General features: G+C 70.7%; 12 protein-coding genes. 7 read left to right on the top strand and 5 right to left on the bottom strand.

Annotated features, from left to right (window positions below; all coding sequences use genetic code 11):
• Positions 1 to 4 precede the first annotated feature (4 nt).
• Positions 5 to 580 (bottom strand): TerD family protein, encoded by a 576-nt coding sequence (locus tag OG579_RS02580; protein ID WP_045822810.1) that lies wholly within the window; start codon positions 578 to 580, stop codon positions 5 to 7.
• A 166-nt stretch (positions 581 to 746) separates the two neighbouring features.
• Here OG579_RS02580 and OG579_RS02575 point away from each other — a divergent pair, with 166 nt between their 5' ends.
• Genes OG579_RS02575 through OG579_RS02550 form a run of 6 tightly spaced genes read left to right on the top strand, consistent with a single transcriptional unit; the run spans position 747 to position 7,805 of the window.
• Complete coding sequence (locus OG579_RS02575; protein ID WP_328857961.1) at positions 747 to 1,979, top strand: hypothetical protein; 1,233 nt, start codon at positions 747 to 749, stop codon at positions 1,977 to 1,979.
• Between the two features lie 35 nt (positions 1,980 to 2,014).
• Positions 2,015 to 3,241 (top strand): HpcH/HpaI aldolase/citrate lyase family protein, encoded by a 1,227-nt coding sequence (locus OG579_RS02570; RefSeq protein WP_408068793.1) that lies wholly within the window; start codon positions 2,015 to 2,017, stop codon positions 3,239 to 3,241.
• Positions 3,238 to 4,521 carry a phosphoribosyltransferase family protein gene (locus OG579_RS02565; protein WP_328857959.1) on the top strand — a complete coding sequence of 428 codons (1,284 nt, stop codon included), beginning with the start codon at positions 3,238 to 3,240 and terminating at the stop codon, positions 4,519 to 4,521. Before OG579_RS02570 ends, OG579_RS02565 begins: the two co-directional genes overlap by 4 nt.
• Complete coding sequence (locus OG579_RS02560; RefSeq protein ID WP_328857958.1) at positions 4,518 to 5,633, top strand: cysteine protease StiP family protein; 1,116 nt, start codon at positions 4,518 to 4,520, stop codon at positions 5,631 to 5,633. The genes OG579_RS02565 and OG579_RS02560 overlap by 4 nt, the downstream gene beginning before the upstream one ends.
• Positions 5,630 to 6,493, top strand: a complete 864-nt coding sequence (locus OG579_RS02555; protein WP_328857957.1) for an HAD family hydrolase — start codon at positions 5,630 to 5,632, stop codon at positions 6,491 to 6,493. Before OG579_RS02560 ends, OG579_RS02555 begins: the two co-directional genes overlap by 4 nt.
• A gap of 46 nt (positions 6,494 to 6,539) precedes the next feature.
• Positions 6,540 to 7,805: a TerD family protein gene (locus tag OG579_RS02550; RefSeq protein ID WP_328857956.1), complete on the top strand. Its 1,266-nt coding sequence runs from the start codon at positions 6,540 to 6,542 to the stop codon at positions 7,803 to 7,805.
• A 10-nt stretch (positions 7,806 to 7,815) separates the two neighbouring features.
• Here OG579_RS02550 and OG579_RS02545 read toward each other — a convergent pair whose 3' ends face one another.
• Complete coding sequence (locus OG579_RS02545) at positions 7,816 to 8,151, bottom strand: hypothetical protein (protein WP_328857955.1); 336 nt, start codon at positions 8,149 to 8,151, stop codon at positions 7,816 to 7,818.
• A gap of 228 nt (positions 8,152 to 8,379) precedes the next feature.
• Here OG579_RS02545 and OG579_RS02540 point away from each other — a divergent pair, with 228 nt between their 5' ends.
• Positions 8,380 to 8,724 carry an RNA polymerase-binding protein RbpA gene (locus OG579_RS02540; RefSeq protein WP_045822805.1) on the top strand — a complete coding sequence of 115 codons (345 nt, stop codon included), beginning with the start codon at positions 8,380 to 8,382 and terminating at the stop codon, positions 8,722 to 8,724.
• 28 nt (positions 8,725 to 8,752) lie between these two features.
• Here the strand turns inward: OG579_RS02540 and OG579_RS02535 are convergent, their stop codons facing one another.
• The 3 genes from OG579_RS02535 to OG579_RS02525 are packed head-to-tail and all read right to left on the bottom strand — an operon-like array spanning position 8,753 to position 12,848.
• Positions 8,753 to 9,583: a polyprenol monophosphomannose synthase gene (locus OG579_RS02535; RefSeq protein WP_328857954.1), complete on the bottom strand. Its 831-nt coding sequence runs from the start codon at positions 9,581 to 9,583 to the stop codon at positions 8,753 to 8,755.
• A gap of 14 nt (positions 9,584 to 9,597) precedes the next feature.
• Positions 9,598 to 11,241: an apolipoprotein N-acyltransferase gene (gene lnt / locus OG579_RS02530; RefSeq protein ID WP_328857953.1), complete on the bottom strand. Its 1,644-nt coding sequence runs from the start codon at positions 11,239 to 11,241 to the stop codon at positions 9,598 to 9,600.
• The gene (locus tag OG579_RS02525) at positions 11,241 to 12,848 is read right to left on the bottom strand and encodes an amidohydrolase (RefSeq protein WP_328857952.1); all 1,608 of its coding nucleotides are present in this window, start codon (positions 12,846 to 12,848) and stop codon (positions 11,241 to 11,243) included. Before OG579_RS02525 ends, lnt begins: the two co-directional genes overlap by 1 nt.
• Positions 12,849 to 12,893 lie beyond the last annotated feature (45 nt).

The following is a 12,893-nucleotide window of genomic DNA, read 5'->3' as shown; positions in this document are numbered from 1 at the left end:
CGTGTCAGACGTTCACACCGTAGTCGCGTGCGATCCCGGCGAGTCCCGAGGCATACCCCTGGCCGACCGCACGGAACTTCCATTCCGATCCCGAGCGGTAGAGCTCACCGAAGACCATGGCCGTCTCGGTGGAGGCGTCCTCGGAGAGGTCGTAGCGCGCGAGCTCCTTGCTGTTGGACTGGTCGACCACGCGGATGAACGCGTTGCGGACCTGACCGAACGACTGCGACCGCGAGTCTGCGTCGTAGATCGAGACGGGGAAGACGATGGAGTCGACCTCCGGCGGCACCGCCGAGAGGTTGACCTTGATGACCTCGTCATCGCCCTCGCCCTCACCGGTGAGGTTGTCGCCGAGGTGCTCGATGGAGCCGTCGGGGGAGGTCAGGTTGTTGAAGAAGACGAAGTGCTTGTCCGACAACACCTTCTTGTCGGTGCCGGCGGCGATCGCACTGGCGTCGAGGTCGAAATCGGTACCGGTGGTGGTGCGGATGTCCCAGCCCAGACCCACCGACACCGCCGTGAGGTTCGGTGCCTCCTTGGTGAGAGAAACGTTGCCGCCCTTGCTCAAGCTGACGCCCATGTCAGTCCCTTTCTTCAGTGGTCATTCTGTGGGTAACCGTACGTGAGATCCGACAAACCGTGCGAGGGATCCACCGGGGCAACGGACGGCATGCGCGTGGCGTTCCCGAGCGCCGCCCGCGTACGGCGGGACGTGTCGAAACGGACGGGCCAGTACGATCGCGCTCGTGGTCAGTGGCTGGTTTCGACGCGCTCCGCGTGCGGGCGGCACCCCCACGCCGAGATCGACGGCGCCCGCGCCCCTCGACGGACCCCGCGAGGCGATGGTCCGCGACTTCCTCGCACTCGACCAGCGGCTGTCCATCATCGCCGAGGGTGTCGACGCCGCCGCCGACCTCGCGACCGATCGCTCCCTGACCCGGGAGTTCGAGCCGGTCCGTGCGTCGGTCTACGCCTCCATCGACTGGTATCTGCGGCTGAGCGGGCAGTCGACCGAGCTCCCGGCCGCCGGGACGGGCCTGGTGTCGGAGAGCGAGTACCGGCAGTGCTCCGAGGCGCTGCGCACCGCCATCGCCGACCTCGATCGCTTCTACACCGCGCACTCCACCGCCATCGAGAACGCCCGGGCCGTACGTGCCGCCGTCCCCGATCAGGCGGGGGCGACCGCGCGGGCGTCGGACGCCGCGGTCGACGCGGTCGGGGCGCTCGACCCGCATCTGCGGGACTACTCGTCGATCCGGGCCGCCGTGGCCGAGCACGCCCGCGCCCGCGACGCCTTCGACCGTGCGCGCACAGCCGGCGAGTCATCGGTGATCCACAACGCCACCGCCGATCTCGCCTCGGCGGTCGCCGACCTGCGTGCGGCGGTGGTGGAGGCGCCCGGTCGCGCCGAGGAGGTCCGCAGGGCCCTGGCCTCGGTGCGGACCCGCCGGTCGGCGGTCGCCACCCGCGCCCAGCGACTCCCCCAGGCGTATTCGGCTCTGCTCCGGGAGTTCTCTGCGGCCTGCTCGGAGGATCTGGTCGGCGACGACCGCCGCGGGGACGAGGCACTCCGATCGGCCGACCACTTCATCGACGCCGCGACCGAGCTGCTCGCCGGTGACCCCGATGCCGCCGCCGAGCGCGTCGCGTCGGCCCGCGGTCGCCTCGCCGACGCCGAGGGGTTCGTCGACGGCGTCACCGACCGCCTCGCGCTGCTGCGCGACGTGCGGGCCGATCCGCGTCGCCTCGAGGCCGACGTCCGTTTCGCCATCCGTGACGCTCAGCTCCTGGCGGTCGACCGCCGCCTGGTCCCGCGCTGGGGGTCGGTGCTCGATGCCGCCGCGGCGCGTGTCGAACGTGCCACCGCGGCGCTGGTCGGCACGCACCCCGACTACTGGGGTTACGTGCAGGAGCTGACCTCGGTGTCGGGGTTCGTCGCCGAGACGGTCGCGAAGATGAAGGGCGAGGGGCGCCGGTGAACGCGGCCGGTCACCGCACCGTCACCCACTTCCCGATGCTGTCGTCGTCGGAATCCGAGCGCCTGTTCCACCGACGTCCTCGTGCGGTCGCGATCGACGGCGACGTCGATCTCGTGTCCACCGCGCTGGGGGCGACGCTGTACATCCCCGCCGTGCGCGACAATCTCGCCGATCTCATCGTGCGCGCCGGTGCCGCCGGCTCGGTGTCGGTGGTGATCGATCTCGAGGACGCCGTCCCCGACGAGGACGTGCAGTCGGGCGTCGCCGCGATCGTGTCGACGCTCGACGCGTTGTCGGCGCGGCCGTCGGTGTCGATGGTCTTCGTCCGCGTGCGTCACCCCGGACAGATCGACGAGGTCCTCGACGCGATCGCCGCCGACACCGACACGCTCGCCGGGTTCGTCCTGCCGAAGTTCTCCGCCGACACCGGTCGGTCGTTCCTCGACCCGATCGTGGCGGCCAACACCACCCGCCCCCACCGGCTGCGGGCGATGCCGATCATCGAGACCCCACGGGTCCTGCACCTCGAGACCCGATCCGAGGAGCTGCACGCCATCGCCGAGCTGCTCGACGCGTACCGATCGGTGATCCTGGCGGTGCGGATCGGCGCGACCGACCTCAGCGGCGCGTTCGGCATCCGTCGCGATCCCGACCTCACCATCTACGACGTCCACCCGGTCGCGTCGGTCATCGCGTCGATCGTCAACGTGCTCGGGCGCCGCGACGGAACGGGGTTCATCATCACCGGTCCGGTGTGGGAGTACTACAACGCACACGAACGCATGTTCCGACCGCTGTTGCGCAACACTCCGTTTCGGGAGATCGATGCGGTACGGTTCCGCAACCGCCTGGTCAGCCGGGATCTCGACGGACTGCTGCGGGAGCTCGTGCTCGACCGCGCCAACGGCCTCCAGGGCAAGACGGTCATCCACCCCACCCACGTCAACGTCGTCCACTCGGTCTGCGCGGTGTCGCACGAGGAGTTCGTCGACGCCCTCGCCGTTCTCAACATCTCCGAGCGAGACCTCGCCGACGTCGGTGCCGGCGGGGCCACACAGTCGGTCACCGACGCCGTCGACGCCGTGGGCACGCCGGCCGCCGACGTCGGTGGAGTGCTGCCGTCGGAGTACCGCAACAAGATGAACGAGCGTCGACCGCACCGCAACTGGGCGATCCGGACGTTGACCCGGGCGACGGTGTTCGGGGTGACCCGCCCCGAGGTCGGGGTCATCGAACTGCTGACGGCCGTGGTGGACCGGTGAGCGATCGGTGGTGGGCCGAGACCCACCTCGGGCTCCGCGCACACCACGTGGAGTCCTCGGGCGGGCACACCGTCGACGAGCTGATCGTGCCGGGTCTCCGGCGCAACCCGCGCCGGGCGCACCTGTGGGTGTCGACGGTGCTGGGCAAGCACATCCCGGTCGCACCCTCGGCGATCCTGCGTGCGGCCGACGACCTCGCCGATCTCGCGACCGCCGAGCTGTCCCGGCGGGGCCTCGACGCCGACATCACGGTGTTCGGGTTCGCCGAGACCGCAACAGGTCTCGGTCACTGCGTGGCGCACCGGATGGCCGCGGCGGTCTACCTGCACTCCACCCGGCGGACACATCCGCAGACACCGGTGTTCGCGACGTTCACCGAGGGTCACTCCCACGCGACCGACCACAGGATCTCCCCGACCGACGCAGACCTGATCGCAGGGCCCGGTCCGCTCGTGCTCGTCGACGACGAGATATCCACCGGCGACACCGCTCTCGACGCGATCGCGTCGCTGCAGGCCGTGGTCCCCCGCGAGGTCTACGTGGTGGCGTCGCTGGTCGACATGCGCTCCGACGACGACCGGGCTCGGTGCGCTGCCGCCGCCCTCGACCTCGGTGTCGACGTCGCGTTCGTCAGCCTGGCTCGTGGGCGGGCCGAGATCCCCGCCGATCTGGTCGACCGCGTCCTCGCCCTTCCCGCACCCGATGCGTCGCCGCGTGCGGCGGGCGCACCGTCGGGTCCGGTCGACACCGTCGTGATCCCCTGGTCGGCGTCGGTGCCCGACGGTGGCAGGCACGGCTTCCTCGTCGGCGACGAGCCCGCGTTCGCCGACCACGTCCGACTGGCTGCCGACGCCCTCGCCGAACGCCTCGACGCCGATGCACCGGTGGTGGTGATCGGGCACGAGGAACTGATGTACCTCCCGCTGCGCATCGCCGCCGACCTGGAGCAGCGTGGCTGGGATGTGCGCTCGCAGACGACGACACGGTCACCGGCCCATGTGTTCGACCACCCCGGCTATCCGCTGCGTCACGGGATGGAGTTCCTCGCCCCGGAGGCGCGATGGTCGGGCGACGCGACGCGACGACACCTCTACAACGCCGCCGCCGGCGAGCCCGGGACCCAACGGGTGCTGGTGGTCGACACCCCCGCCGACACCGCGGAGCTGATGTCCCCCGACGGCGTGGTCGCGGCTCTCACGGCGGCGGGGCGTGCGCTGCTCGTCGCCGTCGTCGGCGCCACCGATTTCGTCGCACTCGCGCGAGCCCGGAGCGATTCGTGACGACACCGGATCCGCTGTACGGACCGACCTTCGGCAGTTACGCCGACGACGAGGTGGCCTGGTTGCTCACCGACCTCTCCGACCGCGAACTCGAGGCCGACATCACCCAGCGCGAGAGGGCGATACAGGCCGGCACCGCGCACTACGCCGAATCACTGCCCGTCGAGTTCCAACCGGATGCCGCCTACCGCGAACTGTTCGCGACCGTGCTGGCCGACACCGCCGACACCCTCGCGACCGCCGTCGCGGTCGTCACCGAACTCGTCCTGGCCGAACGCGGATCCGACATCGTGTTCGCGTCGCTGGCACGGGCCGGAACCCCGATCGGGATCCTGATGCGCCGCTGGGCACGACACCGACACGGTCTCGATCTCCCGCACTACGCCGTGTCGATCGTCCGCGACCGCGGCATCGATCCCGTGGCCCTCGAACACATCGCGGCTCACCACGATCCGGCGTCGGTGGTGTTCGTCGACGGGTGGACGGGCAAGGGCGCGATCGCGAGAGAGCTCGCCGAAGCGCTCGAGGTCGTGGCCGCGGGCGGTGGACCGCGTTTCGACCCCGACCTCGCGGTGCTCGCCGACCCGGGCCACTGCGTGCGGACCTTCGGCACGCGTGAGGACTTCCTCATCGCCTCGGCGTGCCTGAACTCGACGGTGTCCGGCCTGGTCTCGCGCACCGTGCTCAACGCCGACCTGATCGGTCCGCGGGACTACCACGGTGCGAAGTTCTACGCCGATCTCGCCGATTCGGACGTGTCGAACCTGTTGCTGGACACGGTGTCCGGACGCTACGCCGCCGTCGCCGCGGGGGTGGACGCCGCCGTCGCGTCGGTGCAGGGTTCGGATCGGACGCCGACGTGGACCGGGTGGCGGTCGGTCGCCGAGATCGCGCAGCGCTACGGCATCAGTTCGGTCAACTTCGTCAAACCCGGTGTCGGGGAGACCACCCGGGTGCTGTTGCGGCGTGTGCCCTGGCGGGTTCTCGTCCGCGACCCCGACGCGCCCGAGCTACGCCACATCCTGGCCCTGGCGCAGAGCCGGGACGTCCCGGTCGAGGTCGTCGACGACCTCGCCTATGCCTGCATGGGCCTCATCAAGGAGCTGCGATGACCACCGTCGGTCCGACGGATCTGATCGCGACCGATCTCGACCGCACCCTGATCTACTCCGCGGCCGCGGCCGGGGTGGCCGACCCCGACGACCCGCTCGCGATGGCGGAGTTCCGGTGCGTCGAGCTCTACCGCGGTGCGCCGCAGTCGTTCATGTCACCGGCGGCGGTCGACCTGCTCGCCGAACTCGACACGCTCGCCGTCGTGGTCCCGACGACGACACGCAGTGTCGAGCAGTTCCGCCGCGTCGACCTCCCCCTCGACCCCGGCCGGCGGCCGCGATACGCCGTGGCGGCCAACGGCGGCGAGATCCTTCTCGACGGTGTCGCCGACCCGGCGTGGCGCACCGAGGTCGAGAAACGTCTGAGCACCGCGTGCGCACCTGTGGACGAGGTGTACGACCATCTCGCCGCCGACTCCGAACCGACGTGGCTCACGAACCTGCGCATCGCCGACGGACTGTTCTGCTACGCCGTGGTCGACCTCCCGTCGATGCCCGATGACCTGGTGTCGCGCTGGCGGACGTGGGCCGAACAGCGTGGATGGAACGTGTCACGCCAGGGCCGCAAGATCTACGTGGTTCCCGACCCCCTCACCAAGGCGTCGGCCATCGAGGCCATCGGCGAGCGATACCTGTCCGACCGGCCACGACGTGTGTTCGCCGCCGGCGACGGGGTGCTGGACACGTCGATGCTCGTCGCCGCCGACCGGTCGATCCGCCCACGCCACGGCGAGCTGCAGGAACTCTCGTGGCACCACCCGTCGTTGTCCGTTACGAGCAGTTCCGGGATCGCCGCCTCGGCGGAGATCCTCGAGACGCTGCTCGTCTGGACCCGCACCGACCCGGCGCCATCGCGGTGACGCCGGTTGCGCCGCACAACGACCTCGACGAACAGGACCGCTACTGATGGCAACGACGCTGACCAAGGGACAGAACGGGCCGCTCGGGTCCACCGACGTGGAGATCTCGATCGACCTGGCCACTGCGGGTGATCTGTCGGCGTTGCTCGTCACCGATGCGGGCAAGGTCCGCACCGACGCCGACTTCGTCTTCTTCAACCAGCCGTCGGGTCCCGGGGTCACCCTCGTCGCCGGATCGGGTGTCGGCACGCTGCGTCTCGACCTGTCGGCCGTACCCGCCGACATCAGCCAGATCCGCGCGGTGATCACCCTCGAGAACGGCACGTTCGGCGCCGTCGCGGCGCCGGTCGCCCACGTCCGAGCCGGTGGCGCCGACGCGTTCGAGTACCGGATCGACGGCCTGTCGTCGGAGTCGATCGTCATCGCGCTCGAGGTGTACCGCCGCGGCGCGGACTGGAAGGTCCGTGCCGTCGGACAGGGGTACGCCGGAGGTTTCGCGGCACTGGTCACCGACCACGGCGTGTCGGTGGACGACGCCCCTACACCGACTGCCCCGACACCGCCCGCCGCGCCGACGCCGCCCCCGGCCGCCCCGACCCCGTCGGTGTCCTACAGTCGTCCGGCCCCCGCGACTCCCCCGCCCGCACCTCCAGCCCCGCCCGCAGCCGCGGCACCCACCGGGGCCCAGCCGTGGCCGACGGCCTCCACCGGCGAGGTCAGCCTCAGCAAGGACCGACCGGTCAGCCTCACCAAGGGCCAGCGGGTATCCCTGCAGAAGGACGGTGGGGTCGCCCTCACGCGCATCACCATGGGGCTCGGGTGGGATCCGATCCTCACCAAGAAGGGCCTGTTCGGGGGCGGACGGTCGTCGAACATCGACCTCGACGCCTCGGCCATGATGTTCGCCGGTACACAGCTCGCCGACCTCGCCTACTACGGACAGCTGGTCAGCAAGGACGGCTCGGTGAAACACCACGGCGACAACCTCACCGGCGAGGGAGACGGCGACGACGAGGTGATCGACGTGGACCTCACCCGCGTCCCTCAGCAGATCACCCAGATCCTGTTCATCGTGACGTCCTACCAGGGGCAGACCTTCGAGCAGGTCGACAACGCGTTCTGCCGTCTGGTGGACCAGTCCAACCGCGCCGAGCTCGCGCGCTACACCCTCGCGGGCGGGATGCCGTTCACCGGCATCGTGATGGCGAAGGTCTTCCGGGGGGACGGCGGGTGGAAGCTGCAGGCCGTCGGCGAGGGCATGGCGGCGCGACACCCCGGCGAGGCGGCCAAGCAGATCCAGCGTTTCCTCTGACGGTTCGCGGTCACCGCAGGCGTTCGGCGTCGCCGGCCTGCTCCACCAGCCGGCGGCAGAGGTCGTCGAGCTCGGCGTGCGACGCGCGTTCGGCGACCGCGGTGGCGACGTCCTCGGCGGCGCACCGCAGCTCGAACAGCCGGTCGACCAGTTCGGTGGCCTCGGTGCTCGACAGGATCACCGCATCGGCGGGCACCGCACTTCCGCCGACCGCGGCTCGTTGTTCGTAGGCGCGCTGACGGCACGCACGTTTGCAGTACTTGCGGCGCCGGCCGGTCTCGGAATCGACCACCGGTCGGCCGCACCACGCGCAGGCGTAGGGGCGCCGCCGACGCTCGGAATCCATCAGCGCAGCGTACCGGTGGTGACCAGACGGGCTGTGCACCGTCGGCGGGCGATCCGACGGTGTCGCGGCATGTGACCGGTATGGGAATGGCGGGTAGCATTGCGGTGTTCTGGCTCGCAGGCGACCGGTGCCGATCCGCGGCAGCCCGGTCGGCCCGACGTCCCGGCGGCTGCGCGCACCGATCGCCGCATCCCCGGTCGACGAGTCCACAGCAGAGAGGACGACACCATGGCAGATCGAGTACTCCGAGGTAGCCGACTGGGCGCGGTCAGCTACGAGACCGACCGCGACCACGACCTGGCACCCCGCCGCATCGTGCAATACCGCACCGACAACGGCGAACTGTTCGACGTCCCGTTCGCCGACGACGCCGAGATCCCCTCGAAGTGGCCGTGCAAGAACGGCATGGAGGGCACCATCCTCGAGGGCGCCGAGCCCGACGAGAAGAAGGTCAAGCCGCCGCGCACCCACTGGGACATGCTGCTCGAGCGTCGCAGCGAGGCCGAGCTGGAAGAGCTGTTGACAGAGCGGATGGACCTGCTCAAGCAGCGTCGCCGCGGCGTCACCACCTAGACCCCGGGAGGTCGCATCCGCCGGTCGGTCACGACCGGCGGATGCCTGCCTTCTCGAGTCGGTGCTTCATGCCCCACTCGAACACCTTGAAGAACGCCTCACCGATCACGTCACCGCTCATCTTCGATTCGCCGATCTGGCGCTCGGTGAACGTGATCGGCACCTCGCTGACCGTGAAACCCGCCTGGATCGTGCGCCAGGCGAGGTCGATCTGGAAGCAGTAGCCGTGGGAATCGACCGACGCGATGTCGATCTTCTCCAACACCGCGCGGCGGTAGGCGCGATACCCCGCGGTGATGTCACGTACGCGCACGCCGAGCGCCAGCCGCGAGTAGGTGTTCGCGCCCTGCGACAGCAGCTTGCGCCGCTTCGGCCAGTTCACCAGTGATCCCCCGGCGACGTACCGGGACCCGATGACGAGGTCGGAACCGGCATTGATCCCGTCGAGCAGCCGGTGCAGCTGCTCCGGCGCGTGGCTGCCGTCGGCGTCCATCTCCACCAGCACGGCGTAGTCGCGCTCGAGGCCCCATCCGAACCCGGCGATGTAGGCGCCACCGAGGCCGCTCTTCTCCGCGCGGTGCATGACGTGGATCCGGTTGTCGGCGTCCGCCGACGCCAGCTCGTCGGCCAGTGCACCGGTGCCGTCGGGGCTGCCGTCGTCGACGACGAGGACGTGCGCCGCCGACAGGGACGCATGCAGACGGCCGATGATGAGCGGCAGGTTCTCCCGCTCGTTGTAGGTCGGGATGATCACGAGTGTGCCGGCGCCGTCGGCGCCGACCGGGCGGGACGGATCAGGGACGCCCGACGGATCAGGGGCGCCGGACGGGCCGTGGCCCTGCGGGGTCCGCGAATCCATGGGTCTCCTTCGACTCAGGTCTGCTCGCCGCTCGACCCCGTCGATACCGCGGTGGTCAGCGGTTCGTCGCGCGAGGTCTCGGCGCGCACATGTTCGCCCAACTTAATACGCCGGACCAGCGCGACCAAAAACCCGATGACCGTCAACGCGACGAGCACGGCCTGCGGGATCGCCCCGGCGCGCGTCGCCGGGGTGCGGTTCACGTGCAGCGGGATCGTCGAGACCAGTGTGCCGGGGGCGAAGAACTCGGTGCGGGAGGTCACATGCCCGTCGGGCGCCACGATCGCGCTGATGCCGCTCGTCGCCGCGACCGCCACCGCGCGCCCGTGCTCGACGGCCCGGATCTGCGACATCGCGAGCTGCTGGTAGGTCATCTGGGTGCGGCCGAACGTGGCGTTGTTGGTCGGCACGTAGAGGAACTGGGCCCCGGCGTCGACCGCTGACCGCGCCGAGCGGTCGAAGGCGACCTCCCAACAGGTCGACACGCCGACCCGCACCGAACCGTCGGTCCCCGTGACCGGGACGGTCAGTGCCGTGCTGCCGGTGCCGGCGCGGAAGTTGCCGGCCTTGTCGGCGTAGGAGGAGAAGTGGCGGAAGAACGACCGCCACGGCAGGTACTCGCCGAACGGCTGCACGATGTGCTTGTCGTAGCGCCCGATCGGACCGTTCGCCCCGTCCCACACCAGGACGGTGTTGGTGGGCCGTCCGTCGGCGTTGTCGATCAGGGTGCCCACGAGGATCGGCGCGCCCACCGCGCGCGAGGCCGCGGTGATCTCCTCGGCGGCGTCGGAGTTGTCGAGCGGATCGATGTCGGAGGCGTTCTCCGGCCACAACACGACGTCGGGTCGTGGCTGGGTGCCGGCGCGGATCGCGTCGGCCAGCCGCAACGTCTCGGCGACGTGGTTGTCGAGGACCGCGCGGCGCTGGGAGTTGAAGTCGAGACCCAACCGCGGCACGTTGCCCTGGATGGCGGCCACGGTGAGCGTCGACCCGGGGCGGTCGGCGGGTGTGTTCGCGGCGTGCACCGACGGCCACATCGCGGCGGCGGCGATCGGTCCCACCAACAGTGCGGCGACTGCGCCGGACAACCGCATCCGCATGGCCTGCGGGCGGGTGATCGCGAGGATGACCACGGCGGCGACACCCGCGCCGGTGAGTGCGACGACGAACGACAGGCCGGGTACCCCGCCCAGGGCCGCGACCGAGGTCAGTGGGCTGTCGACCTGTCCGAAGGCGGTTGCGCCCCAGGGGAAACCCCCGAAAGGGAACGACGATCGTGCCCACTCGACGGTCACCAAGCACAGGGCGAACCACAGCGGTGCGACGCCCAGACGCATCGTGAGCGTGGCGATCGCACCGAACAGCGCGAGGTAGAGCGCGAGGACGATCGACAACGCGACCCATGGCAACGGGCCGACGTAGACCCCGATCCACGGCAGCAGCGGTAGCCAGAAGGCGGCGCCCCACACGAAGCCGCACCAGGTGCCCATCCGGACGCCGGGCCGGTCCACGGCGAGCGCCGCGTACAGCAGGCCGAGCGAGACGACGCCGAAGAACCAGAGGTTGCGCGGCGGGAACGACGCCCACATCGCGACACCACCGGCGGCGGCGGTCCCCGTCCGGATCAGCCAAGTCCGGATCACCGGTGCTCGGGTCATCAGACGGGCCTGCGGTAGATGACCTCGCCCGCGCGCACCGTGCGCAGGCACACCGGCAGATCGACGCCGGGGGTGACATCGGGCAGGGCGGGAACGCGTGACCGGGGATCGGTCGACCAGCGGGCGACGCTGTCCGAGGACCCGGCGGTGACCATCTCCCCCACCTCCCACACGGCGTAGTCGGCGGGTGCGCCCGGCACAAGGGTGCCGCGGTCGCGATCGGTCTCGCCGGCCGCGCGCCACCCGCCCCGGGTGCAGGCCGCGAACGCGGCGCGCGGCGACACCGCGTTGCGGGGGTTGTGGTGGTGGACGGCGGCGCGGATCTGCTCCCAGGGGTGGATCGCGGTGACCGGGGCGTCGGAGCTGAAGGCGAGGGTGACCCCGGCGCGTGCCAGCGCGGCGAAATCGTTCAGGGTGGTGCCGCGCGGCAGCCCCAGCCGCTGTTCGTAGAGGTCACCCGGTCCGCCCCACAGGGCGTCGAAGATCGGTTGCATGCTGGCGGTGACGCCCGCCCGCGCGAGCACCTCGGCGGCGGCGGCGTCGACCATCTCGGCGTGCTCGATGCGGTGACCGCACCGCGCGACCGCCGCCGACCCCATCTCGTCGATGAGTGTGGTGAACGCGCTGACGACGCATGCCGTGGCCCCGTCGCCGATGAGGTGGAAGCCGGCCTGGACGCCGGCCTCGGTGCAGGCCCGCAGGTGCGCCAGGACGGTGTCGTGGTCGAGATAGTCGACGCCGTGGTTGTCGGGGTCGTCGGAGTAGGCGTGACACAGCCACGCCGTGTGCGATCCGATGGCACCGTCGATGAACAGGTCACCGGCGAGTCCGTCGGCTCCGGTGGCGTGCATCAGCGCACGGGCATCGTCGGCGGTCGCCACGGCCTGACCCCAGAGCCGCCGTACGCCGACCGGGTGGTCGAGTTCGGCTATCGCGGCGAAGTCGTTGAGCCCGCTGATGTCGGGGCCGCCGTTCTCGTGGACCATCACCACGCCGTGCGCCACGGCCTCGTCGAGTGCGCGCAACTGGGCGCGACGACGCTGGGTGGGCGTCAGGAGCTCGCGCGCGGCGCCGCGGACCAGGTGGTGTGCCTCGGCGGTGAGCGGCTGTTGAGGGTCGTACCCGTGGGCCTCGTCGACGCCGGCCGCGATCAACCGCAGCGCCGAGGAGGCCACCGCGGAGTGTTCGTCGATGCGCGCGAGGTAGACGGGGCGGTCACCGACGATGGCGTCCACCTCGTCGGTGGTGGGGCTGGCGTGATCGGTCCACTGCGAGTCGTCCCATCCGAGACCCCAGATGAGGTCACCGCCAGGGGTGTCGGTGGCGTGCGTGCGCAACAGTTCGAGGCACTCGGCCCGGCTCGTCGCCTCCGAGAGGTCCAGTCCGGCCAGCGACAGGCCCGTCGAGGTGAGGTGGACGTGGGAGTCCACGAACGCCGGGGCGACGAAAGCGCCCGCGAGATCGTCGATCTCGGCGTCGGGGTGCAGGGCGCGACCGACGCGGTCGGACCCGATCCAGGAGATGACGCCGTCGGTGACGGCCATCGCGGTCGCGTCCGGGGAGACCGGCGAATAGATGTGTCCGCCGACGAACAGTTGAGTTCCCACGAGGGTCCAGTGTGCCCTGTGTGCGCGCGGGTACCGGCGTCAGGC

Origin of the sequence: Williamsia herbipolensis (genome assembly GCF_036153515.1) — a bacterium.
Lineage (GTDB): Bacteria > Actinomycetota > Actinomycetes > Mycobacteriales > Mycobacteriaceae > Williamsia_A > Williamsia_A herbipolensis.
Note: the sequence above shows the minus strand (reverse complement) of the source record. Positions and strands in the feature narration are given on the sequence as shown.